The following is a 24,409-nucleotide window of genomic DNA, read 5'->3' on the forward strand; positions in this document are numbered from 1 at the left end:
CGTCCTCAGTCTTCCAGACGCTGCCGCAGCAGGTCTTCCAGGGTGTGCTGGTCGGCGGCGAAGCGACGGATGCCGTCGGCGAGCTTGTCGGTGGCCATCGCGTCCTGGTTGTGCAGCCAGCGGAACTCGGCCTCGCTCATCGGGCGCGGGCCTTCGTAGCGTTCGCCGTCGTCGATGAGGGCGCGCGGCACCTCGCCGTCGCGCTTTTCGAGTTCGCCCAGCAGGTCCGGCGAGATCGTCAGGCGGTCGCAGCCGGCCAGCGCCAACACCTGGCCGACGTTGCGGAAGCTCGCGCCCATGACCACGGTCTTGTAGCCCAGGGCCTTGTAGTAGCGCCAGATCTGGGTCACCGACTGCACGCCGGGATCGTCCTGCGGCGTGGCCGGCGGGCTCATGCCGTTGGCCAGATGCCAGTCGAGGATGCGGCCGACGAAGGGCGAGATCAGATAGACGCCGGCCTCGGCGCAGGCGATGGCCTGGGCGAAGGAGAACAGCAGGGTCAGATTGCAGTGGATGCCTTCGCGTTCGAGCTGCTCGGCGGCGCGAATGCCTTCCCAGGTCGAGGCGATCTTGATCAGCAGGCGGTCGCGGTGGATGCCGGCCTCGGCGTACAGCTGGACCAGCCGGCGCGCCTTGGCCAGGGTGGCCTCGGTGTCGAAGCTCAGGCGCGCGTCGACTTCGGTGGAGACGCGGCCGGGAATCAGTTTGAGGATTTCGCCGCCGATGGCCACGGCCAGGCGGTCGCTGGCGTCGGCGATGCGGTCGTCGCTGAATTCGTAGCGGCTGCGGGCGAGCGCGGCGTCGATCAGCGGCGCGTACGCCGGCAGCGAGGCCGCCTTCAGCAGCAGGGAAGGGTTGGTGGTGGCGTCGAGCGGGCGGAAGCGCGCGATCGCCTCGATGTCGCCGGTGTCGGCGACCACCGAGGACAGCGTCCGCAGGTGTTCGAGTTGGCTGGTCATGGGTGGGTTTCTTTGGTCGTCGGATTCGCCGCCATTCTCGCCTATCGCGGCGGGGCGGTGATGAAGCCGGCCTATCTTCTGACACGCGCCGCACAGGCGGTTGCGCTAGGCTGGCGGCAAGGGGCCGGCCGCGGCCTCGGAGACCGATACCATGGCCGTCGCCACGGAAGAAAAGCGCATCGCACTGCTGATCGACGCCGACAACGCGCCAGCCGCCAAGATCGATGTGATCCTGGCGGAGGTGGCGCGCTACGGCGCCGCCAACGTGCGCCGCGCTTATGGCAACTGGAAGAGTTCCAATCTACAGAGTTGGGAAGCGGTATTGCACGAGTACGCGATCCGGCCGATCCAGCAGTTCGCCTACAGCAAGGGCAAGAACGCCTCGGACATGGCGATGGTGATCGATGCCATGGACCTGCTGTACGCGCGCAACCTGGACGGCTTCGCGATCGTCTCCAGCGACGCCGATTTCACCCCCCTGGTGATGCGCCTGCTCACCGACGGCGTCAAGGTCTACGGTTTCGGCGAGAAGAAGACGCCCGAGCCCTTCGTCAACGCCTGCTCCAAATTCACCTATGTCGAAGCGCTGGGCCAACCGGCGGGCGCCGACGTGCCGGCGGCCGAGCTCGCGACCACGCCGCTACGCAGCGCCAAGGAGCTGCGAGGCGACACCAAGCTGCTGCAGATGCTGCGCAGCGCCGTCGATGCGGTCAACGGCGACGACGGCTGGTCGCCGCTGGCGGCGGTCGGACAACAGATCGGCAACCAGGCCTCGTTCGATTCGCGCAACTACGGCTATCGCAAGCTCAGCGACTTGATCGAGGCCATCGGCTTGTTCGAGGTGCGCCGCGACAACAAAAGCGTATGGGTCCGCGAAAAGCCCAAGGGCGGCGCGAAGCCGGCCGTCGCCAAGTCGGGCGCGGGAAAACCGAGCGTCGCCAAGGCGGGCGCGAAGTCCGGCACAGGCAAGGCCGGCGGCTAGCGATCGCTTGCGCTACGGATGCGGCGGTCGTACGGCGATCGCTTGAGTTTCGACAGGGGACCGAAATCAGCATGAATGTCGCGGTGATCGAGACGGCCGGCACCGCCTTGCCGACACGGCGGCAGGCGGTCGTGTTCGAGTGCAAGGCCTGGGGCCTGCGCGGGCTGCGCTGGTGGCGCGACGCCTTGGATCGGCAGCGCCCGCGCCGGCACGCGCGCGCCGACGCATTGCGCGCCGCGCCGGTGCTGGCCGAATTCGAAAGCCCGCTGTGGCCGCTGGACGAGGCCGATCCGCTGCTGGTCGCCGGCAAATTGCAGAACCTGCGCCTGGCGCTGAAGCGGTTGCACGGCGTGGAAGTGGCGGCCGGCGCCACCTTCGGTTTCTGGAAGCAGGTCGGCCGCGCCACCCGCCGCCGCGGCTATGCGGTCGGCCGCGAACTGCGCGAGGGCTGCGTGATTCCCGCGGTGGGCGGCGGCCTGTGCCAGCTCAGCAATGCGCTCTACGACGGCGCGGTGCGCGCCGGGCTGGAGATCGTCGAGCGTCATCGTCATTCGCGCGTGCTGCCCGGCTCGCTGGCCGAGCAGGATCGCGACGCCACCGTGTTCTGGAACTACCTGGACCTGCGCCTGCGCGCGCCGTTCGCCTGGCGGCTGGAGGTGAGCATGGACGCGCAGCGCTTGCGGCTGCGCATTCGCGGCCATCGCAACGCGAGCGAGCACGGCTGGCCGCTGGCGGTATCGCCGCGGCGTCCGCCCGAAGCCAGCAACGACTGCGGCAGTTGCGAACAGCACGAATGCCATCGGCACACCGGCCCCAGCGCGGACGGACTGCGTCGGCTGTGGTGGATGGAGGACGCCTGGCCCGAGTTCCGCGCCGCGCTGAAGGAGCAGCGTGGCGACGGCGACCGCGTGTTCGGTCCGGGCGGCCGTCGCTTTCCGGCTCAGGCGCTGCCGCGGCGCGTGCTGCAATCGCTGGCCTGGCGCTATGGCCGCTGGCGCGGCCAGGCCCTGCCGCAGGTGCGCCTGGCGCAGTTGCGCGCGCATGCGCGCGATCTGGCGCGGCAGTTGCGGCCCAACGATCTGGACCTGGTGCTGCCGCAGAGCCTGCTGCCCTTCCTGTGGCGCGAAGGCGAACTGGCCGGCCGCCGCTACGCGGTGATGATGAGCGCGCTGCCGATGCGCACCCTGCAGGCCGAACTCGATCGCGCCTCGCAGCGGCATCCGCAGGTGCTGTCGCTGCGCGATTTCCGCGCCGATCCGGCGCTGATCGAGGCCGAGTGGAACGGCTTGCTGGCGGCGGAGGCCTGGTGGAGCCCGCATGCGCAGATTCTCGATCTGGCCGGCGCGCGCGCGCAGCCGCTGGCCTGGGCCCTGCCCGAGGCTTTGCCCGTCGATGCGCGCTTGCCCCGCGGCGGCCGCGCGCGCGTGTTCTTCCCGGCGTCGCCGTTGGCACGCAAGGGCATCCTTGAATTGTTGGCCGCGTTGGGCGATCAGGAGGTCGAGATCCTGCTCCCGCCCGGCGATAGCGAGCGCGGTCTGGACCCGGGACGCGCGAGCCTGCGTCGTGTCGCCTCGTACCGACAGGGGTTGCTCGAAGCCGATGCGGTCGCGTTGCCCGCCTGGGTCGAACATCAACCGCGCGCCTTGTTGAGCGCGCTGGCCAGCGGCGTGCCGGTGATCGCGACCGCGGCCTGTGGCCTGGACTCGCGCATGGGCGGTTGGCGCCAGGTCGACGCCGGCGACGTCGCGGCGCTGCGTGCGGCGGTGCTCGACGCCTTGCGGCACTGAAGCGCGGCCCGTGCCGCGCGCATGCGCCGCGGTACGGCGGCGCCGTCCGGTCCCGCGCGCGCGCGCGGGCGCTACACTGACGCGGTCGTTACGCCCGCTCGCGCGAGACAGAGCATGGAACCGCAGCCCATCGATCTGAGTACGGTGCTGATCGTCGAGGACGAGGCTGCCGCACGCACGCGCATGCTCGGCCTGATGCGCGCCTTGGCCGGTCCGCAGGCGCGCATCGACACCGCTGCCGATCTGGCGCAGGCGCATGCGCGGCTGCAACAGGATCGCTACGCCCTGGCCCTGGTCGACGTGCAATTGCCCGATGGCAGCGGCATCGACTTGATCGCGTGGATGAGCGCGCAGCGTCCGCAGACCGCGGTGGTGATCGTGTCGGCCTATGCCGAGGAAGAGACGATACTGGCGGCGGTGCAGGCCGGCGCGATCGGCTACCTGCTCAAGGACCGCGACGACGACGAGCTGCGGCTGTCCTTGCGGAGTCTGCAAAGCGGCGGCGCGCCTATCGACCCCTTGATCGCGCGCAGGATCCTGGCGCTGGTGCAGCAGGCGCCGGCGCGCGCCGCGCCGCCGGTGCCGCCGCAACCCGAGCTCGCGGCGCACTTGTCCGAGCGCGAGCGCGAAATCCTGCGTCTGGTCGCGCAAGGCTTCAGCAACCGCGAGATCGCCGAACTGGTGGCGCTGTCCAAGCTCACCATCGAATGCCACACCAAGAACATCTACCGCAAACTCGCGGTGGGTTCGCGCACGGCGGCGGTGTTCGAGGCGCGCGCGCTGGGATTGCTCAACTGAAGCCGTGGCGCGCCGGCGCGGACAGCGCGCGCGCGTGCGCGGGCTGGCTGCTGATCGTATTGGCTCTGGCGCTGGCGCCGCTGTCGACGCGCGCGGCCGACGAGGCCGGCGTGCGGTTGCTCGATCGCGGCGAGGCGGTGCGTTCGGATTGGAACGCCGCCGCGCCGCCGGCCTCGGGCTGGACGCCGGTGCGATTGCTGGACTTGTGGCAGCAGCGCTGGCCCGGCCACGACGGCGTGGTCTGGTACCGCCTGCATTGGCAACAGGACGATCCGCGGCGGCCGACCGCGCTGCTGGCCGACTACATGAGCCTGAGCGGCGCGATCTACGTCAACGGCGAAGCGGTGGCGCGCGATCCGCACCTGGTCGAACCGCTGTCGCGTACCTGGAACACGCCTCACTACGTGCTGCTGCCGCCTTCGCTGCTGCGCGCCGGCGACAACGTCGTGTGGCTGCGCGTGTCCGGCCTGTCGGCCTACCAACCCGGCGCCGGGCCGGTGCGGGTCGGCGATCCGCAGACCCTGCAGCAGCGTTATCGCAGCGAGCGTTTCCTGCGTTACGACATCAAGCTGATCAACCTGGCCATGGCGGTGGTGCTGGGCGGGGTGTTCCTGCTGATGTGGCTGCTGCGGCGCAAGGACAGCGTGTACGGCTGGTTCGCCCTGACCGAACTGACCGGCTCGCTGTACGCCTACAACCACATCGCCACCGAGATATGGCCGCTGCCCGGCACCGATTCCTGGCAGGCCTTCAACGCCGCGTTCTACGTGGCCGCCGGCGCCTGCTACGCGTTGTTCCTGCTGCGCTACTGCGAGCGCCGCCATCCGCGCCTGGAGCGCGTGCTGGCCGCGCTGTCGGCGCTGGCGCTGCTGGTGGCCGCGCTGGCGCCGACCTGGATGGGCCACCATCGCAACCTGTGGTTCGCGCTGGGCGGCTTGTTCTACTACATCAGCATCGGCTGGTTCCTGATCCAGGCCTGGCGCAGCCGCCGCCCCGACGCCTTGGTGCTGGCGGCCTGCCTGCTGCTGCCCGTGCTGGTCTCGTTCCGCGATTTCGCGCTGTTCTTCGGCTGGGTGCAGGGCACCACCTACTGGCTCAGCCTGACCTCGGTACTGACCCTGGTCGGCATCGGCTTCGTGCTGTCCTATCGCTTCGTGAGCGCGATGCGGCGCGTGGAAGGCTTCAACCTGGAGCTCAAGCGCGAGGTCGATACGGCGACGTCCGAGCTGGCGACCACGCTGTCGCGCCAGCACGCGCTGGAGCTTGCGCACAGCCGCGCCGGCGAGCGCCTGCAACTGGTGCGCGATCTGCACGACGGTTTCGGCGGCACCCTGGTCGGCGCGATCGCGCAGTTGCAGCAGGCGCCGGACGACATGCCCAAGGCGGCGGTGATCGCCACTCTCAAGGACCTGCGCGACGACCTGCGCCTGGTGATCGACAGCACCGCGCGCGAACACGCCGATCTGAGCGCGCAACTGGCGCCGCTGCGGCATCGCCTGGGCCGATTGCTGGAGACGGCCGACATCGAAAGCCGCTGGCAGTTGGACGGGCTGGACGGGATCGAGCTGGGCAGCGCGCGCAGCCTGGACCTGCTGCGGCTATTGCAGGAGGCGTTGACCAACGTGTTCAAGCACAGCCGCGCGCGACGCGTGGAGGTGCAACTGCGTCGCGTCGACGACCGCCTGCAGCTGCGCATCGACGACGACGGCGAAGGCATCGCATCCGCGCCGATGGCCGCCGACGGCGGCGCCGGCCTGGCCAGCATGCGCTTGCGCGCGCAGCGTTTGGGCGGCGAGCTGCGGATCGAGTCCGGCCCCCACGGCACCGGCCTGCGCCTGGACTTTCCGCTGCCAGCCTGAGGCCGACAGCGCGGCCGTCTCAGTACAAGTCCGCCGGGTCCACGTCCAAGGACCAGCGCACCTTGCGCGCCTCGGGCAGGGCGTGGATCGTCGGCAGCGCGCGATCCAGCGCGGCGTGCAGCGCGCGCCGCTCTGGCGCCGACAGGATCAGCTGCGCGCGCTGATAGCCGGCGCGGCGCGGCATCGGCGCCGGCACCGGGCCGTTGAGTTCGAGGCTGTCGTCGCCGACCTCGCGCAGTGCCATGCGCGCGGCCTGCAGGAAGGCGTTGGCGATCTCGGTTTCCTTGGCCTCGGCGCGCAGCAAGGCCATGTGCGCGTAAGGCGGGAACCCGGCCAGTTCGCGCTGCGCCAGTTCCAGCTCGGCGAAGGCGGCATAGCCGCCGGCCAGCAGGGTGCTCAGCAGCGGGTGCTCGGGATGATGGGTCTGCAGCACCACTTCGCCGGGCTTGTGCGCGCGGCCGGCGCGGCCGGCGACCTGGATCAGCAGCTGCGCGAGCTTTTCCGGCGCGCGGAAGTCGGCGCTGAACAAGCCTTCGTCGATGCCGACCACCGCGACCAGGGTCAGGTGCGGCAGGTCGTGGCCCTTGGCCAGCATCTGGGTGCCGACCAGGATGCCGCGCGCGGTGCCGAACTCGGCCAGGTGCTGCTCCAGGGCGTCGCGGCGCTGGGTGGTCCCGCGATCGATGCGCAGCACCGGTACGTCCGGGAAGCGCGCGGCCAAGGCCTCCTCGATGCGCTCGGTGCCGGCGCCCTGCGACTGCAGCGCCAGCCCGCCGCAGTCCGGGCAGGCGTTGGGCGCCGGTCGCCGCGCGCCGCAGTGGTGGCATTGCAGGCGGCGTCCGGCCGCGTGCACGGTCATCGGCGTGGGCGAAGTCGGCGTGCTGCAACGGTGGCAGTGCGCGCTCCAGCCGCAGTCGTGGCAGATCAGCACCGGCGCGTAGCCGCGGCGGTTCTTGAACACCAGCACCTGGCCGTCGGCGTCGAGCGCGCGCGCGATGGTGTCGATCAATTCCGGCGATAGGCCGGCCTCGAGCGGGCGCTTGCGCACGTCGACCACGCGCACCCGCGGCGGCTTGGCGTCGCCGGCGCGTTGCAGTAGGCGCAGGTGCGCGTAGCGGCCGGCCTGGGCGTTGCGCAGCGATTCCAGCGACGGCGTCGCGCTGCCCAGCAGCACCGGCACGTTCAGCGCCTTGGCGCGCACCAGGGCGAAGTCGCGAGCGTGGTAACGGATGCCGTCGAGCTGCTTGAAGCTGCCGTCGTGCTCCTCGTCGATCACGATCAGGCCGGCCTCGGGCAGAGGCAGGAAGATCGCCGAGCGCGTGCCCACGATCACCCGCGCCTCGCCGCGCAGGCAGGCGGCCCAGGTGCGCGCGCGTTCGCCGTCGCCCAGGCCGGAATGCAGCGCATGCACCGGTACGCCCAGACGCGCGCGGAAGCGCGCCAGGGTCTGCGGGGTCAGGCCGATCTCCGGCACCAGCACCAGCGCCTGGCGGCCGCGCGCGAGGCAGTCGGCGATCGCGCGCAGGTAGACCTCGGTCTTGCCGCTGCCGGTGACGCCATCCAGCAGCAGCGGCGCGAAGCCGTCGCGCACGGCCAGGATGGCGTCGACCGCGGCCTGCTGTTCTTCGTTGAGCGCGGGCCCGGGCTGCGGCCCGGCAGCGATGGTGTTGGCCGGCACCGCGATGCGCTCGGCCAGGCCGCGCTTGGCCAGCGCGCGCGCGGCGGCGCGCCAGTCGGGATCGTGGGCGGCGTCGACGAGCTCCAGCGCGTCCTCGTCGCAGGGGCCGGCCTCCAGCCGGTCGGCGAGGCGGCGCGGGCGGCCCGCGCGCAGGCCCGGCCGCGCGGTCGCCCCGGTCTCGGTGAGCCGCCAGGCCCAGGCGTGAGTGTCGGCCAGCGGTTCGCCGTGGCGCAGCGGCGCCGGCAGCGCGGTCGCGAACACTTCGCCCAGCGGGGCGTGGGTGTAGCGGGCCAGCCAGCGCAGCGATTCCAGCAGCTCGCCGTGGAACAGCGGCTGCGGGTCGAGCCGGCTCAGCGCGGACTTGGGTTCGGGCGCGCTGGCGTCGGCGGCGCCGGTGTCGGCGACCACGCCGACCAGCTCGCGGCTGCCGAAGGGCACGCGCACCCGCATACCGACGTCGGCCGCCGTCGCCTCCAGGCCGTCGGCCGGGCGGTAATCGAACAGGCGCGGCAGGGGCACGGGCAGGGCGACCCGCCAGACGTGTGTAAGTGACTGAGCGGAGCCGTCGGACATGCGCTCAGTCTAGCGAGCGCGGTCGCGAATCGGCGCCGACGCAGTTGCGACCTATTGCTGCCCCCGCCGTGACAAAGCGCACGCAAGTGGCGGTGCTTAAAGAAAATTCACCCTTATCCACACGAGCTGTGGATAAATCTGTGCATGCCGTGTCGGCAGGGCTGCGCGATGACGCTGGAATAAGCTCTGCAGCCAGGTTGGTGAAAAAATCGCCAATGCGTATATCTCTTTGATAATCAAAGGCTTGATCGTGAAACATCGTTGTAATGCAGGGCTTTTGGGGGTTCTTCCTCAGCCCCATGACGGTTCCGTTACCGCTGTGCACAACCGTTTTTTCCTGCAGGCCGCGTCCTGCTTCGCGGAGCAGGTATTGGCGCCGTGTCAAGCGGTTTTATGCGACGGCCGCCTCGCTATGATGCGGCCATGCTGATGCGTACGCGATGAGCCCCGCCGCAACGGGCTCCACACCCTCCGGTCCCGCCGGGCACACGAACGACGCGCCGGCCGCGCTGGCCGCATTTCTGCGCGGCGTCGAGCGCCGCGGCGCGGTCCTGGCCGAGCTGCAGGCGGGCGACGCCGGCGCCGGCGATGCCGCCCTGGCGGCGGCGATGCGCGCGTTCCGCGACGGCATCGAGGCCGCGCCCATGGCCGACTGGCCGCGCCGCTTCTGGTCGCAGCTGCTGGCCCAGCCCGGGCTGCACCAGCGCACCCGCGTCGCGATCCCCTTGGACGCCACCGACCGCCTCGGCGAACTCGGCCATGGCCCGCGCGCGGCCCTGCTGCTGCGCCTGGCGGCCGGGCTGTCCGAGCCCGACGCGGCCGCGGCCCTGGGCGTGGCCCAGCCCACCTACCGCCTGGCCCTGCAGCGCGCGCTGCCGCATCACGCCGACGGCAGCGCCGATCCGGCGGCCTGGCAGCAGCTGCGCGAGCAGATCCATCGCCGCATCAAGACCCTGCCGCCGGAACGGCTGACGCGGCTGACCGCGGCGCGCGAAGCCGCCTTGCGCGGCGCGCCGGTCGCGGCCGAGGGCCAGCGCGGCGACGCGCCCGTCGTCGCTGCCGGGCGACGGCCGCGCTGGCTTATGGCCCTGCTGTGGACCTTGCTGGCGCTGTGCGCGCTCGCGTTCGCGGCGACCTGGTGGTGGCCGCTGGGCGGCGTCGCCGACTGGCTGGGCGGCCCGCCCATCCAGGTGGAGGCCCTGCCCGAGGCCGAGGCCCCCGCCGCGCGCTACAGCCACGAAGCCGGCCTGATCGGCGACCGCGACTTCGCCCTGCTGGCCGATCCCGAGGGCGAGGCCGGTGCGCGCGAGCTCGCCTTCCACAGCTGGCTGGCCGCGCGCGAGCGCGCCGGCCCTGAGGGCCTGCCCGGCGAGAGCGCCGAGCCGGTCCCCGCCGAGTCCGACGCGGCGACCGCGCCGGGCGCGGAAACCTCGACCGAATCCGAAACGGAGAGCGCCGATGTCCCGGGCTGACGCGGCCCGCCCGCGCGCCTGTCTGCGCGCCGTTGCCCTCCTGGGCCTGAGCCTGCTGCTGGGCGCGGTCGCGGCGCAGAGCTTGCCGCCGGAGTACGAAAAACTCGCTCAGCGCCTGCCCGCCGACGCGCGCGCGCGCCTGCAGGCCAACGCGGCGCAATGGGCGGCCTGGAACGCCGAGCAACGCGCCGCCTTCGCCACCCGTGCCGCGCGCTGGAGCGCGCTGCCCGCGCCCGAACGCGCAAACGCGCGCGAACGCTACGCCGCCTGGCTGGCCCTGCCCGCGGACGAGCGCGCGCTGGCCCAGGCCGCGGCCGCTCGCTATGCGGCGCTGCCGCCGGAGCAACAACAGGCCTTGCGCGCGCGCTACGACGCGCTCGACGGCAGCCTGCAGCGCGGCTGGCTGCTGGGGCCGAGCCTGGGCCTCGACTACGCGGCGTTGCAGCCCCTGCTGGCGCAGCTGCCGCCGGAGCAGCACGAGCCGATGCTGCGCGTGCTGCGCGAGCTCAGTGCGCAGCAGCGCAAGGACCTGGCGGTGCTGGTGCAGCGCACGCCCCCGCAGGCGCGCGACGCGCTGCGGCGGGAACTGCTGGCGACGCGTTGGGACGAGCGCGACGGGTGGTTCTGGCACAAGTTGGGGCAGTAGGGCTGTAGTCCCTAACCACATGCGCTGCCCTCATCCGCCCTGGCGGGCACCTTCTCCCGCAAGCGGGAGAAGGGGGCGTGTGCAACTGCAACCATGTGCGCTGCCCTCATCCGCCCTGGCGGGCACCTTCTCCCGCAAGCGGGAGAAGGGGGCGTGCGCAGCTGCAACCTCGTGCGCTGCCCTCATCCGCCCTGGCGGGCACCTTCTCCCGCAAGCGGGAGAAGGGGGGGCGTGTGCAGCTGCAACCGCATGCGCTGCCCTCATCCGCCCTAGCGGGCAACTTCTCCCCTGAGCGGAGGAAGGGGGGCGTGTGCAACTGCAACCGCATGCGCTGCCCTCATCCGCCCTGGCGGGCGCCTTCTCCCGCAAGCGGGAGTAGGGAAGGCAGACGTTCTGCGTGCGTACTCGCGCGCTCCAGCCCGCGTGCCGCGCTTAATCCTCGCGCAACACCCGCCGCGTCGCGCTGAACCGATCGCCGAACCGCGCCACCGCGTCGGCTCGCATGCGCGGCGCGTGATCGCGCACATAGGCATCCAGCGATTCCTGGCGATCGAGCCGGTAGCGCACACTCAGGCGCACCCGCCCGGGCTCGGCCGGCGGGTCCAGCTGGGTGTGGATGCGCGCTTCGAGAAAGCCGGGCAGGGCCAGGATCTCGCGCGTATGCGGCCCCAGCCAGGCGCGGTAGTCGTCGGCGATGGCCGCGTCGAGATCGAGGTTGACCTCGTAGACCACGCCCGCGCTCACATGCGCACCAGGCTGGCGATCATCAGGAAGCCCACCGCGAACGCCAGCATGAAGAAGTAGCAGCCGCCGACCACCAGATAGCGCAGCAGGGTCACCAACCAGCCGTTGCCGTACACGCGTTTTTGCATCAGCAGCAGATAGATCGGCATCCACAGCCAGAGCCCGGCCTCGACGATGCCGGCGACCCAGCCGAAGCCGGACCAATGCGGCGAGATCCAGGCGTCCAGGCCGAACATCAGGAACATCGCCAGCAGGCTCAGACACAGGTAGGCGTGGCTGTACAAGGCCACCACCAGGTGCTCCAGGTAACCGCGGCCCGAGCCCAGGTAGGTCAGCTTGAGCAGCAGCGCGAACATCGGCACCAGCAGGAACAGCGCCGAGGGCACCGCGCTCAGCGCGGCATGCTCGTACAGCGAGGGGTCCTGGGTGGCGCGCTTGAAGTTGGCGTAGCCGCGGCCGATCTGCTTGTTGAGCCAGCGGTTGAAGAACTCCGGCGCGCCGGCCATCACCACCGGATTGGTTTCCGCGTCCCAGGGCGCGTTGCCGAAGAAGGTCAGGCCTTCGTTGCATTCGCCGTCGCCATAGGTTTGCGCGTCGGTCGCGGCCTTGCGCTTGAGCGCGCCCTCGGTGTCGACGGCGTGATCGATCTGCAACTGCGCGGCGCGGCAGCCGGCACGGCGGTTGATATCGCGGATCGCGTTGGCGTTGCGCGCCAGCGCCGTGGCGTTGCCGGCGGCGATGCCGGCGCGTTCGGCCTGCAGCGGCTTGAGCCTTTCGTCGCGCAGGGCTTCCAGCTCGGCCAGCGAGTCGGCGTTCTCGATCGTGGCCGGGAGCGCGGCGTTCTCTTCCTCTTGGGCGGGCGCGACGATGCCGGCGGCCTCGGCGGCGGCGTCAGGCCGTGCGCGCTCGCGCAGTTCGGCCACGCGCTTGTCGGCGATCGCGTTGACCTGCTTGATGCCGGCGGCGATGCCGACCTGCGCGCCGCCGGGCAGGCCGACCGGGATCGCGGCGCGCGCTTTTTCGAGTTCCTTCAGGGCCTGCGCGCGTTCGCTCTCGACTTCGGACACGCTGCGCGCGTTCTCGATGCGTTCGCCGGTGCGGCCCAGGCGTACCTTCTTGCCGTCGATGACCATAGGGCCGTTGCCCTTGTAGCTGCCGCCATCGTCCTCGCCGAAATGCACCGTGAACTGGGCGATGAAGAAGGTCAGCACGCTCAGGATCACGAACAGCCGCAGCGGCGGCACGTAGCGCACGCGATGACCGCGCAGGTAATTGAGCGCGACCCGGCCCGGCGACAGCAGGTCGCGCACGGTGCGGAAGATGCGGCCGTCGAGATGCCAGAACGACTCGAACACTTCCTCCAGCGCATGCCCGGCATGGCGCAGCGGATTGACGATCGACTGCCCGCACTGGTGGCAGTAGTGGCCCTGCAGCGGCGCCGCGCAGTTTTCGCAGTGGGTCGGCGTGGGGTGGTCTTGGGCTTCGCTCATAGGTCCGATCGCTCGCGGCTCCCAGGCCGTTCATGGGCGAGCGCGTAAGATAGCGGGCTGCTATGGCCCGGCGCCAGCGCCCTTTGCGGTTGCGCGGCCGAAGTCGTGGTTCTGGTTCCGCGTCATGTCGTCTCTTTCCTCTTCCGTGCGCCCCGGATTGTCGGGCGAAATCCGCACCACCGCCCTGCTCGCCGCGCCGCTGGTCGCCGGCCACGTGTCCACCGGCCTGATCGGCTTCATCGACAACGTCCTGGCCGGGCACCACAGCACGACCACGCTCGCGTCGGTCACCATCGGCACCGCGCTGTGGTGGCTGCCGATGATGATTCCGATCGGCACCCTGCTGTCGGTGCCGCCGTCGGTGTCGCAGCTCGACGGCGCCGGCCGCCGCGGCGAAATCGGCGCGCTGTTCCGTCAGGCGCTATGGCTGGCCTTGGGCCTGGGCGTGCTGCTGTTCGCCTTCCTGACCTTCATCCCGCATGCGCTGGCGCCGATGGGCATGGCGCCGGAGATCATTCCGGGCGCGCGCGACTTTCTGCACGGCATCCGCTGGGGCGTGTTCGCGCTGACCCTGTTCTTCTGCATGCGCTATCTGGCCGAGGGCCTGCATTGGACCTTGCCGACCATGCTGATCAGCGCCGGCAGCCTGCTGGTGCTGCTGCCGATCGGCTACGTGCTGACCTTCGGCAAGCTCGGTTTCCCGGAAATGGGCGCCGGCGGCCTGGGCATCGCCTCGGCGATCATGCTGTGGATCGAGGCGATCGCGTTCGCGGTGGTGCTGTGGAAGGCCAAGCGCTTCGCCGATCTCAAGCTGTTCGAGCGCTTCGATCCGCCGAACTGGCCGACCATCCGCGGCCTGCTCGCCACCGGTCTGCCGATCGGCGTGACCGTGCTGATGGAAGGCAGCTTGTTCATCGTCACCGCCCTGCTGATCGGCCGCCTGGGCGAAGTGCCCGCGGCCGCGCATCAGATCGCGATCAACCTGTCGGCGCTGTGCTTCATGATCCCGATGGGCCTGGCCGAGGCGACCACGGTGCGGGTCGGCCACTCGCTGGGCCGCAACGACCTGCACGGCGTGCGGCGCGCGGCCGCGGCCGGCTACGCGATCGTGCTGGGCACCCAGCTGGTGTCGGGCATCGTCTTGTTCAGCGCCAGCGACTTCCTGGTCGGCTTCTACACCGCCGACGCCGCCGTCGCGACCCTGGCCGCCTCGCTGCTGCTGTACGCGGCCGCGTTCCAGTTTCCGGACGGGATCCAGGTGCTGTCGGCCGGCGCCCTGCGCGGGCTCAAGGACACCAAGGTGCCGATGCTGCTGGCCGCGCTGGCCTACTGGGGCATCGGCATGCCGCTGGGCGCGGGCCTGGGCCTGGGGCTGGGCTGGGGCCCGAAGGGCATGTGGATCGGCCTGATCGCCGGCCTCACCGTGGCCTCGGTCCTGCTGTGCACCCGCTTCGTGCGCTCCAGCCACCCGCGCCGGATCGCCGAGCGGGCCGCCCGCCAAGCCCCGCAGGCCCCGGCCCTGCAGGCCGAGGCCTGAATCCCGGGCCTGGCCCTGGCCGGCCCGGCCCGCCGGTCTTGGCCGTATGCGAAAAATCCGCGTTACGAATGGCGGATGAAGAAAAACCCCGGGTCGCGGTACGCTGCGTACGTCTAATGGAGTGTGCGCAATGAACGATACCTCGCGTCGCGGCCCGGTGGCCCGGTTTTTCGTCGGCCTCTGGGATGCGATGAATTTCACCCGCCGGCTGATCTTCAACCTGGTGTTCTTCACCTTGTTGTTCCTGTTCCTGATCGCCATGAGTTCGGCCGGGCGGATCAAACCGCTGCTGGAAGGCACCACCCTGGTGATCGCGCCAGAGGCCACCCTGGTCGAGCAGTACAGCAGCGACCCGGCCTCGCGCGCGCTCGGTAAGGCGCTGGGCGAAAAGGGCGGCGAAGTGCAACTGCGCGACCTGCTGCGCGCGCTGGACGCGGCCAAGGACGACAAGCGCATCAACCGCGTGGTGCTGCGCCTGGACCAGCTCCAGGGCAGCGGCATGGCCTCGATGCGCGACGTCGCCGCCGCGATCGCGCGCGTGCGCGCGTCCGGCAAGCAGGTGATCGCCTTCAGCGAAGCCATGGACCAGAAGCAGTACCTGCTGGCCGCGCAGGCCAACGAGGTCTATCTGGATCCGATGGGCGGCCTGATGCTCGAGGGCCTGGGCCGCTATCGCCTGTACTACCGCCAGGGCCTGCAGGAAAAGCTCGGCGTCGACGTGCACCTGTTCAAGGTCGGCGAGTACAAGTCCGCGGCCGAGCCCTACGTGCTCGATGCGGCCTCGCCGGAAGCCAAGGAAGCCGACCTGTACTGGATGAACGACGTGTGGCAGCGCTACCTGGCCGACATCGCCAAGGCGCGCAAGCTCGACGCCGCCAAGATCGCCGCCGACATCGACCAGATGCCGGCTCAGATCGAGGCCGCGCAGGGCGATCTGGCCAAGTACGCCGTGCAGCAGAAGCTGGTCGACGGCCTGAAGACGCGCGAACAGGTCGACGACCTGCTGATCGAGCGCGGCGTGGCCGACGAAGATGCCGAAGGCGGTTTCCAGCAGATTTCGCTGGACGGTTACCTTGCCCACCTCAACAGCGCGGCGCTGTCGGCCGCGGCCGTCACCGGCCCGCAGATCGCGGTGGTGGTCGCCGAGGGCGAGATCAGCGGCGGCGAGCAGCCGCCGGGCACGGTCGGCGGCGTGTCGACCGCCGCGCTGCTGCGCGAGGCCCGCGACGACGAAAACGTCAAGGCGCTGGTGCTGCGCGTGGATTCGCCCGGTGGCGAAGTGTTCGCCTCCGAGCAGATCCGCCGCGAGATCGTCGCGCTCAAGGCCGCCGGCAAGCCGGTCGTGGTCTCGATGGGCGACCTGGCCGCTTCGGGCGGCTACTGGATCTCGATGAACGCCGACAAGATCTACGCCGATCCCTCGACCATCACCGGTTCGATCGGCATCTTCGGCATGATCCCGACCATCCCGCGCACCCTGGAGAAGATCGGCGTGCGCGCCGACGGCGTCGGCACCACCCGCTTCGCCGGCGCGTTCGACATCACCCGCCCGCTGGCGCCGGAAGTCGGCCAGGTGATCCAGTCGGTGATCGACAAGGGTTACCGCGACTTCACCGGCAAGGTCGCCACCGCGCGCAAGCGTCCGGTGGAGGAGATCGACGGCATCGCCCGCGGCCGCGTCTGGAGCGGCGCGCAGGCCAAGCAGCGCGGCCTGGTCGACGACTTCGGCGGCCTGCAGGTGGCGATCGAGGACGTGGCCAAGCGCGCCAAGCTGGGCAAGGACGAGTATCAGCTGCGTTACATCGAGAAGAGCGCGACCCCGTTCGAGCGCTTCTTCACCGGCTTCGCCGAAAGCCGCATCGGCGCGGCCTGGCTGCGCAACGACTCCGATCTGGCGCGCAGCCTGATCGGCAAGGCCATGCCGCAGGCCGCGGCCGACCTGCGCTTCCTGCAAAGCTCGGTGCAGCCGACCCGCGGCGTGCCGGTGAAGTCGCTGGCCTATTGCTTCTGCGGGCTCTGAGTCCTGCGGCGCAACAAAAACCCCGCTTCGGCGGGGTTTTTTGTTGCTGGAAGTCAGCGCGGAGAAGCGAGAAGTGAGTGAGGGCAGAAGCTTTCGCTCACTTCTCGCTTCTCCGCGCTCACTCCTGCTTCAATTCGCCTGCGCTTCGATCGCGCCGCGCTGCTTGTCCGCCGCCTCCAGCACATCCGCCTCCACCGCCTGCGCCTTCTGGATCGGTTGCTGGATGCTGTCGCGCAGCTGGGTGGCCTTGGGATCGACCGGGCGTTCCTTCTCCGGCGGCTGCGGCTTGGAGCAGCCGGCCGCCAGCAGCAGCGCCAGCGTGGCCGCGCCCAGCGGCGCCAGGCGGAGCGGGGTGGTGCGGGACTTCGGTGAGCGCATCGCGGCATCCTCGTCGGTGACGCGGCTATGCTACGCCGGCGGCCGCGCGCGACAAGCGCAGGCCGCCGCAAAACGGCGACGCCGCGACGGCGATCGGCCGGACATTCGGAGGCGGAGGCAGGCATGGACCCCAAACGTTGGCGACTGGACGGACAGCTGGCCCTGGTGACCGGCGGCAGCGCGGGCATCGGCCGCGCGATCGCGCGCGAACTGCTGGGCTTCGGCGCCGACGTGCTGCTGGCCGCGCGCGACATCGCCGCGCTGGACGCCGCGCGCGCCGAGCTGCTGGAGGACTTTCCCGAGCGCGAGGTCCAGGCCTTCGTCGCCGACGTCGCCGACGAGGAGCAGCGCCGCGAGCTGCTGGACTGGGTCGAGGACTTCGGCGAAGGCCTGCACATCCTGGTCAACAACGCCGGCGGCAACCTGGTCAAGGCGTCCACCGACTACACCGAGGACGAATGGCGGCAGGTGTTCGAGATCAACCTGTTCTCGGCCTTCGAGCTGTCGCGCTACGCGCATCCGTTGCTGACCCGGCATGCGGCCTCCAGCATCGTCAACGTCGGCAGCGTGTCCGGCGTCACCCATGTGCGCACCGGCGCGCCCTACGGCATGAGCAAGGCGGCGATGCACCAGATGACCCGCAACCTCGCGGTCGAATGGGCCGAGGACGGCGTGCGCGTGAACGCGGTCGCGCCCTGGTACATCCGCACCCGTCGCACCTCCGACAAGCTCGCCGATCCGGATTACCTGGACGAAGTGCTGCTGCGCACGCCGCTGGGCCGCATCGGCGAAGCCGAAGAAGTCGCCGCCGCGGTCGCGTTCCTATGCCTGCCCGCGGCCGGCTACATCACCGGCGAATGCATCGCGGTGGACGGCGGCTTCCTGCGCTACGGATTCTGAAGCGGGCGTGGCGCGACGCGCATAGAGCCACGCGAGCCCGCCGCTCCGCCTCCCCCTTTGAAAAAGAAGGATTGAGGGGAATTTGCTTTTAGAGCCACGCGAGCCCACCGCTCCGCCTCCCCCTTTGAAAAAGGGGGATTGAGGGGGATTTGCTTTTAAAGCCAGGCGAGCCCACCGCTCTGCCTCCCCCTTTGAAAAGGGGGATTGAGGGGGATTTGCTCTTGCCAGCACGCGCATCGCCGCGACGCGCGACAACCCAGCCTATTGCCCGCAAGTGCTCTCGCGCACGATCCGCCCCATGCGCTCAACGTCCGCCTGCGCGCCCGCGCGCTGATCGGCGGGGCCGAAGCGCAACTGCGACTCGGCCTGCCGCAGGCGCTGCCGCCAGCTCTCGCACAACGCGCCATCGGCGACGCGCTGGCACTGGTCGGTGACCATCTGGCAGGCGGCGCCCGCGCTGGGGCCGCCGTTGACGCCGTAGGTCTGCAGCGGCGCGCAGCGCTCGGGTTGGTCGCCCTTGTCGCTGAGGTAGCGGTCGTTGTCGAAGGTGCGGCACTCGAACAGGGTCGGCGGCGGCAAACGGTCGCTGACGGCGCTGTCGTCCCTTTGCGCCGTGCTGGCGGGCGGCACGGCCGGCGCGGTGCTCGCCGACATCGGCGCGGCGGGCGGCGATTTCGGCGCCGCGTTCGGTGGCGGCGCGGGCGCCGCCCCGATCGGGGTGACGAACGCGGGCGGCGTGGACGTGGTCGGCGCCGAGCCGATCACGCGCTTGTCCTGCTTGCTGCCCTTCGGACAGGGCACGTCGTTCTGCACCGTCAGCGCGCCGCTGGCGTCGGTGCAGCGATAGATCGTGACCTGCTGCGCCTGCGCGGCGCCGGTCAGGGCCAGCAAAGCCAAACTCCACAGCAACCGCATCAGTACGCTCCGCAATCGTCGGCCAAGCGCGCATCGATGCCGCGCTGTTCGCTCTGGATGCGCACGCGCTCGCTCTGCAGCGCGCTGTTGTAGCGGCGGTCGAGCTCGTAGCGGCGGTCGCTCAAGCGCGCGCAGACTTCGCGTTGCGGCAGAGCGTGGCATTCGTCGCGTACCCAGGTGCCCGCAGGGTACGCGAATCCCACCCCCGGCGGCAGCGGACGCGGCGGACCGGGACGGAACTCGCTGGGCGGCGGCCGGCGCGCGCCGACGTGGTCGCCCAGCGGATTGCGGGTGGCGATCACCGGCATCAGCGTCCACAGCGGCACCCAGCGCGGATTGCCCTCGGCGGTTTCGCTGGTGTAACGGTCGCCATCGGGCGTCACGCACTCGTACATCGGGCGCGGCGTGTTGACCACGATCACCTGCGGGCGCGGCGCGGGCGCCGCGGCCGGCGCCGGCTCGGCGCGCGCGACCGCATCGGTCGGACGCGGCGGCGGATCGCGCGGCACCGTCATCGATCGGGTCTGCTGCTGCTCGCCGCGCGCGCAGGGCGTATCGCGCAGGCTGGAGCGGCCCTGGGCGTCGGTGCAGCGGTAGATCGTGACCTCGGCCGCCTGCGCGCCGCCGGCCAGGGCCAGCAGCGCGAACAGCAGGCAGGGGCGCGGACGCGGGTGCATGCGCGCATCTTGCGCCTGAGCTTCGCGGCGCGGAAGTCGATGCCGACGACGCGCGGGCCGCCGCGTTGACCGCCGTTCAGGCGCGCAATACGGCGCCGCTGCGGGCATCGCGGATCCGGGTCGGCGTGCTCAGCCCGCCGGTCTCGCCGACGCTGACGCCGTCGACCAGGCCCAGCACGGCGGGGGCCAGGGCGGCGCGCGAGGGCGCGGGCGGGGCGCCGGCGAGGTTGGCGCTGGTCGAGACCAGGGCGCCGCCGAACGCGGCGCACAGCGCGATCACGCTGGGGTGCGCGCTGACCCGCACGGCGACGCCGTCGTGGGCGCCGGTGATCCAGCGCGGCACGCGCGCGGTGGTGGGCACGATCCAGGTATGCGGGCCGGGCCAGCTCGCGTGCACGGCGGCGCGGCGTTCCGGCGCCAGCGCGTCCCAGTCGAGCAGGCCGCCGAACTGGCTCAGCTCGCCGGCGATCAGGATCACGCCCTTGTCGACCGGGCGCTGCTTGATCGCCAGCAGGCGCAGCAGGGCGGCCTCGTCGAAGGGGTCGCAGCCCAGGCCCCAGACGGCCTCGGTCGGGTAGGCGATCACGCCGCCACGGCGCAGCGCGGCGGCGGCGGCTTCGATGGTCAAATGCGCGGAGGTGTTCATGCGCGCAGTGTCGCATTCGGAGGTCGGGGCCGGAATGCATCGGAGGCCGCTTGCTGTGGGGTAGGAGCGGCGTGAGCCGCGATCCCGAAGCGAGGACAGTCGGCCGCCGGGGGCCAAGCAGGATTCGTGATTCGCGATGGCGGCCGAATGGCGCGGTCGTGGCTCGCGCCGCTGCTACCCAAAGCCAGGCGACGCCGGCAAGCGACGCAGGGGCGCAACCCCTGCGTCGCGCGCGGCTCAGTAGGCGATCCAGGCGTCGCGCCAGGCCCAGCCGGTGCCGGGGCGGTAGGCGTCGGCGTCGATGTTGCACCAGGCGCCTTCGGGGAAGGGCTTGCAGGCGTAGAGCTTGCCGTCGCCGGCCTTGACCACGGTCTGTCCGGGGACGTACTGGCCGATGCCGGCCGGATAGACGTAGTCGTAATCCGGCGTGGGGCCCGGCGGTTCCGGCGGCTGCGGCGGATCGGGCAGGCGCACATCGATTTGGTGGGTACGCCCGCTGCCGTTGAGGTAGACGCGGTTACCGGTGGCGGCGGGCACCGGCGTGATCGCGCCGTTCTGGAGCACGCCGATGCGCACGGTGCTGGCTTGCGCGTTCACGTTCTGCGCGACCCGCAGCGGCCAGGCCGCGGCGCTGGTCTGGCCGGCCATCAGCACGGTGTCGATGCGTTCGGCATCGCTGCCGTTGGCGTTGAACACGCGCACGCTGACGGTGGTGCCGATCGGGTGATCGTTCTGCGCGGTCAGCGGGCCGGCGTCGCGCCATTGCGGCGGCGGAGGCGGATTGCCGCCGCCGGCGAACTTCACGTCCATGCAGGTGTAGAAGGCCTCGGTCGAATCCGAACGCTGCCAGGTGTTGTAGATCACGTGGCGGCCCGTGCGCTGCGGGACCGTGCACTGCAGGCGGTAGATGCCGCCGACCACGGGCGTGTTGCCGACGCTGCAGAAGTGCTCCAGGTCGTTCCAGCGCAGCGGCGTGTTCGGATCCCAGCCTTCGCGGGTGATGTAGAACGCCCATTCGCGCGTGGCGTGCGGCGCGGTGCCGCGGAACTGGAACTCGTAGCTGCCGGCCGCGATGTCGGTGGCCTGCCAGTCGTCGCGCGCCAGGTCCAGGCCGCGGAAGGTCGCGTTGTTGCCGCTGCACAGCTTGCCGTCGGGCACCACCGCGCGGTGATTGTCGTTGGCGTTGGCCTGGTTGATGCTCATCCAGTCGTAGAACGCCTGGGTGCCGCCGACCTGGGTGGCGGCGCGACAGGCGGGATCGGTGGGATTCTCGATGTTGCCCTGCGCGCAGTAGTACACGCGGCTGTAGGGATGGATCATGGTGCCGTGCGCTTGCGCCGCGCCGTGCGGCCACAAGGCGGCCAGGGCGAGCGCGGCGGCGCAAGCGGCCTGCGTTCGCGTGTTGAGGATGGTCATGTCGACTCCCGACAAGAGTGGAAGGGTGGGTGGTGCCCCCTCGGTCAGGAAGTTCTGCGTCGCGCGCGTCGCGGGACATGGCCGCGATCTGTTCTAGCGTTCGATAGTAGGGCGCGCGGACGCGCGAATCTGTGGCGCAGTTCGCTATGCGGTCACGTCCGCCCGCATCGAAACGCCTCGATGCGACTGCACGCGGCATCGCGCGTGCGTCCGCGCGCCATACCGCCGCGCATGTTGCGCGCATGCGTCGCGCGCATACGAAAAACCCCGGGCAGGCCGGGGTTTTCGTTTCGTCCGCAGCGATGAGCGCGCGATCAGGAGGCTTTCTTGACCAGCTTCTTGGCGGTGCTGATCGGCTTCTTGGGCGGCGCCACGGTCTCGATCGCCGGTGCGGTCTTGGCCGCGGTCTTCTTGGTCGCCTTCTTCGCGGTCTTCTTGGCGGCTTTCTTGACCGCCTTCTTCGCCGCCGGCTTCTTTTCCGCGGTCTTCTTGACCGCCGCCTTCTTGGCCGGCGCGTCCTTCTTGGCCGCGGTCTTCTTGCCGAAACGCCCGCGCATCGGCTTGCCGGTCTCTTCCATCAGCTTGACCACTTCCTCCAGCGTCAGCGACGCCGGCTCGCGGTCCTTGGGAATGCGGCCGTTGAGCTTGCCGTCGCTGATGTAGGGGCCGAAGCGGCCGTTGAGGACCTGGATCTCGCTGCCTTCGAATTCCTTGATGATGCGATTGCGCGCGATCTCTTCCTTCTCTTCGATCAGGAACACCGCGCGCGCCAGGTCGATCGTGTACGGATCGTCCTCCTTCTTCAGCGAGGCATAGGTGCTGCCGCGCTTGGCGAAGGGGCCGAAGCGGCCGATGCCGACGCTGACTTCCTCGTCCTTGTCCTGGCCCAGCTTGCGCGGCAGCTTGAACAGCTCCAGCGCGTCGTCCAGGCCGATGGTGTGCATGCTCTGGCCCGGGCGCAGCGAGGCGAAGGTCGGCTTGTCCTCGTCCTCGGCGGTGCCGATCTGCGCGTACGGCCCGTAGCGGCCCAGACGCACGCTGACCGGCTTGCCGCTCTTGGGGTCGGTGCCGAGCTCGCGCGCGCCGGTGGCCTCGCTGCGATCGACCGATTCCTTCTTCTCCTCGACCAGCTTCTTGAACGGTTCCCAGAACCGCTCCATCAGCGGCACCCAATCCTCTTCGCCGCGCGAGACCGCGTCGAGCTCGTCTTCGAGCTTGGCGGTGAAGTCGTAGTCGACGTACTGAGTGAAGTGGCCGGACAGGAACTTGGACACCGCGCGGCCGACGTCGCTGGGACGGAAGCTGCGGCTTTCCAGTTCCACGTACTTGCGGAACAGCAGGGTCTGGATGATCGAGGCGTAGGTGGAGGGACGGCCGATGCCGTATTCCTCCAGCGCCTTGACCAGCGCCGCTTCGGTGTAGCGCGCCGGCGGCTGGGTGAAGTGCTGGTCGGTGTGGATGCGGTCCAGCGGAATGCGGTCGCCGGTCTTCATCGACGGCAGCTTGCGGCCTTCGTCCTCGTCCTCGGCGGCCTTGCTGTCCTTGCCTTCCTCGTACACGGCCAGGAAGCCCGGATCGATCACGGTGGTGCCGCTGGCGCGGAAGCTGTGCTCGCTGCCCGCGGCCAGATCGACCGAGACGGTGTTGAGCGTGGCCGGCACCATCTGCGAGGCGACGGTACGCTTCCAGATCAGTTCGTACAGGCGGCGGGCGTCGTCGTCGAGGAAGCGCGACACCTGCGGGGGCGTGCGCAGCGCCGAGGTCGGGCGCACCGCTTCGTGCGCTTCCTGGGCGTTCTTGGATTTGGTCTTGTAGACGTTGGGCTGGTCGGGCAGGGCGCGGGTGCCGTAGTCGCGCGCGATCACGTCGCGCAGTTCGACCAGGGCATCGGCGGACAGCGCGACCGAGTCGGTACGCATATAGCTGATCAGGCCGACGGTGCCTTCGTCGCCGATCGCCACGCCCTCGTACAGCTTCTGCGCGACCTGCATGGTGCGCTTGGTGGTGAAGCCGAGCTTGCGCGCGGCCTCCTGCTGCAGGGTCGAGGTGGTGAACGGCGGCGCCGGACGGCGCTTGCGCTCCTTGCTGGCCACGTCGGTGACGTGCAGGGCGCCGTTGGCGGCCGCGACGATGCGCTTGCGCGCGTCCTCGGCGGTGTCGCCCTGGGTGATGGTGAATTGCTCGAACTTCTTGCCGTCCAGCTTGGCCAGCTTGGCGGTGAAGGTCTGGCTGGGATGCGCGCACTCGGCCTCGATGGTCCAGTACTCGCGCGCGACGAAGGCTTCGATTTCCTCCTCGCGCTCGACGATCATGCGCAGCGCGGGCGACTGCACGCGGCCGGCGGACAGGCCGCGCTGGACCTTGCGCCACAGCACCGGCGAGAGATTGAAGCCGACCAGGTAGTCCAGGGCGCGGCGCGCCTGCTGGGCATCGACCAGGTCGCCGGCGATCGCGCGCGGGTGGTTCATCGCCTCCTTGATCGCGCGCGGCGTGATTTCGGTGAACACCACGCGCTGCAGCGGCTTGCCTTCGAGCAGGCCGCGCTCGCGCAGGATCTCGCCGATGTGCCAGCTGATCGCCTCGCCTTCGCGGTCCGGGTCGGTCGCCAGAAACAGGTTGTCGGCGCTCTTGGCGGCCTTGGCGATCGCATCGACGTGCTTTTCGTTCTTCTCGATGACCGCGTAGTCCATCGCGAAGTGGTTGTCCGGATCGACCGCGCCTTCCTTGGGCACCAGATCGCGGACGTGGCCGTAGGAGGCCAGGACGGTGAAGTCCTTGCCGAGGTACTTATTGATCGTCTTGGCCTTGGCGGGCGACTCGACGATGAGGAGGTTCTTGGCCATTGGAGCTCCGCAGGGGCCATTGCCGGCGCACTGCAACTGACTAACGCAAAGAAGGCTACGCCCGCGGCAATGAAGACGCGGGCGTTCAG

Annotated in this window: 19 protein-coding genes; 9 read left to right on the top strand and 10 right to left on the bottom strand. The window is 70.4% G+C overall.

Annotation, left to right across the window (positions count from 1 at the left end; genetic code table 11):
- Positions 1-5: 5 nt before the first annotated feature.
- Complete coding sequence (tal, locus tag ASD69_RS11530) at positions 6-959, bottom strand: transaldolase (protein ID WP_056177946.1); 954 nt, start codon at positions 957-959, stop codon at positions 6-8.
- A gap of 151 nt (positions 960-1,110) precedes the next feature.
- On the opposite strand from tal, the gene ASD69_RS11535 reads away from it, so the two are divergent.
- The 4 genes from ASD69_RS11535 to ASD69_RS11550 all read left to right on the top strand — a co-directional run bounded on the left by ASD69_RS11535 (position 1,111) and on the right by ASD69_RS11550 (position 6,385).
- Positions 1,111-1,941: an NYN domain-containing protein gene (locus ASD69_RS11535; protein ID WP_056177948.1), complete on the top strand. Its 831-nt coding sequence runs from the start codon at positions 1,111-1,113 to the stop codon at positions 1,939-1,941.
- Between the two features lie 71 nt (positions 1,942-2,012).
- Positions 2,013-3,728, top strand: coding sequence for a VanW family protein (locus tag ASD69_RS11540; protein ID WP_056177950.1), 1,716 nt, complete (start codon positions 2,013-2,015; stop codon positions 3,726-3,728).
- Positions 3,729-3,842: 114 nt separating this feature from the next.
- Positions 3,843-4,526, top strand: a complete 684-nt coding sequence (locus tag ASD69_RS11545; RefSeq protein ID WP_056177952.1) for a response regulator transcription factor — start codon at positions 3,843-3,845, stop codon at positions 4,524-4,526.
- Between the two features lie 59 nt (positions 4,527-4,585).
- A complete protein-coding gene (locus ASD69_RS11550; protein WP_056177954.1) occupies positions 4,586-6,385 on the top strand; it encodes a 7TM diverse intracellular signaling domain-containing protein in 1,800 nt (599 codons plus the stop codon).
- Positions 6,386-6,404: 19 nt separating this feature from the next.
- Here the strand turns inward: ASD69_RS11550 and ASD69_RS11555 are convergent, their stop codons facing one another.
- Positions 6,405-8,636 carry a primosomal protein N' gene (locus ASD69_RS11555; RefSeq protein WP_056177956.1) on the bottom strand — a complete coding sequence of 744 codons (2,232 nt, stop codon included), beginning with the start codon at positions 8,634-8,636 and terminating at the stop codon, positions 6,405-6,407.
- A gap of 440 nt (positions 8,637-9,076) precedes the next feature.
- Here ASD69_RS11555 and ASD69_RS11560 point away from each other — a divergent pair, with 440 nt between their 5' ends.
- Both ASD69_RS11560 and ASD69_RS11565 read left to right on the top strand, forming a co-directional pair.
- Positions 9,077-10,108 carry a hypothetical protein gene (locus ASD69_RS11560; protein WP_056177958.1) on the top strand — a complete coding sequence of 344 codons (1,032 nt, stop codon included), beginning with the start codon at positions 9,077-9,079 and terminating at the stop codon, positions 10,106-10,108.
- Complete coding sequence (locus ASD69_RS11565; RefSeq protein ID WP_056177960.1) at positions 10,095-10,754, top strand: DUF3106 domain-containing protein; 660 nt, start codon at positions 10,095-10,097, stop codon at positions 10,752-10,754. Before ASD69_RS11560 ends, ASD69_RS11565 begins: the two co-directional genes overlap by 14 nt.
- A gap of 432 nt (positions 10,755-11,186) precedes the next feature.
- Here ASD69_RS11565 and ASD69_RS22245 read toward each other — a convergent pair whose 3' ends face one another.
- Together ASD69_RS22245 and ASD69_RS11575 are read right to left on the bottom strand one after the other, a co-directional pair.
- Positions 11,187-11,498, bottom strand: a complete 312-nt coding sequence (locus ASD69_RS22245; protein WP_056177961.1) for a DUF4286 family protein — start codon at positions 11,496-11,498, stop codon at positions 11,187-11,189.
- Complete coding sequence (locus ASD69_RS11575; RefSeq protein WP_056177964.1) at positions 11,495-12,988, bottom strand: DUF3667 domain-containing protein; 1,494 nt, start codon at positions 12,986-12,988, stop codon at positions 11,495-11,497. Before ASD69_RS11575 ends, ASD69_RS22245 begins: the two co-directional genes overlap by 4 nt.
- Before the next feature lie 124 nt (positions 12,989-13,112).
- On the opposite strand from ASD69_RS11575, the gene ASD69_RS11580 reads away from it, so the two are divergent.
- Entirely contained in the window at positions 13,113-14,525 is a 1,413-nt protein-coding gene (locus tag ASD69_RS11580; protein ID WP_056177966.1) for an MATE family efflux transporter, read from the top strand.
- A gap of 130 nt (positions 14,526-14,655) precedes the next feature.
- Positions 14,656-16,545, top strand: coding sequence for a signal peptide peptidase SppA (gene sppA, locus ASD69_RS11585; protein ID WP_056177968.1), 1,890 nt, complete (start codon positions 14,656-14,658; stop codon positions 16,543-16,545).
- A gap of 129 nt (positions 16,546-16,674) precedes the next feature.
- Here sppA and ASD69_RS11590 read toward each other — a convergent pair whose 3' ends face one another.
- Complete coding sequence (locus tag ASD69_RS11590) at positions 16,675-16,923, bottom strand: hypothetical protein (RefSeq protein WP_056177970.1); 249 nt, start codon at positions 16,921-16,923, stop codon at positions 16,675-16,677.
- Positions 16,924-17,046: 123 nt separating this feature from the next.
- Here ASD69_RS11590 and ASD69_RS11595 point away from each other — a divergent pair, with 123 nt between their 5' ends.
- Positions 17,047-17,823, top strand: coding sequence for an SDR family oxidoreductase (locus tag ASD69_RS11595; RefSeq protein WP_056177972.1), 777 nt, complete (start codon positions 17,047-17,049; stop codon positions 17,821-17,823).
- A 261-nt stretch (positions 17,824-18,084) separates the two neighbouring features.
- On the opposite strand, the gene ASD69_RS11600 is transcribed toward ASD69_RS11595, so the two are convergent.
- The 5 genes from ASD69_RS11600 to ASD69_RS11620 form a co-directional block, all read right to left on the bottom strand.
- Entirely contained in the window at positions 18,085-18,738 is a 654-nt protein-coding gene (locus ASD69_RS11600) for a hypothetical protein (protein ID WP_056177973.1), read from the bottom strand.
- Entirely contained in the window at positions 18,738-19,415 is a 678-nt protein-coding gene (locus ASD69_RS11605) for a DUF4124 domain-containing protein (RefSeq protein ID WP_056177976.1), read from the bottom strand. Before ASD69_RS11605 ends, ASD69_RS11600 begins: the two co-directional genes overlap by 1 nt.
- Positions 19,416-19,491: 76 nt before the next feature.
- Positions 19,492-20,061: a Sua5/YciO/YrdC/YwlC family protein gene (locus ASD69_RS11610; RefSeq protein ID WP_056177978.1), complete on the bottom strand. Its 570-nt coding sequence runs from the start codon at positions 20,059-20,061 to the stop codon at positions 19,492-19,494.
- Positions 20,062-20,298: 237 nt separating this feature from the next.
- Positions 20,299-21,381 (bottom strand): lytic polysaccharide monooxygenase, encoded by a 1,083-nt coding sequence (locus ASD69_RS11615; RefSeq protein WP_235567228.1) that lies wholly within the window; start codon positions 21,379-21,381, stop codon positions 20,299-20,301.
- 410 nt (positions 21,382-21,791) lie between these two features.
- A complete protein-coding gene (locus ASD69_RS11620) occupies positions 21,792-24,320 on the bottom strand; it encodes a DNA topoisomerase I (RefSeq protein WP_056177982.1) in 2,529 nt (842 codons plus the stop codon).
- Positions 24,321-24,409 lie beyond the last annotated feature (89 nt).

It is taken from the genome of Lysobacter sp. Root604 (assembly GCF_001427505.1).
Classification (GTDB): domain Bacteria; phylum Pseudomonadota; class Gammaproteobacteria; order Xanthomonadales; family Xanthomonadaceae; genus Lysobacter.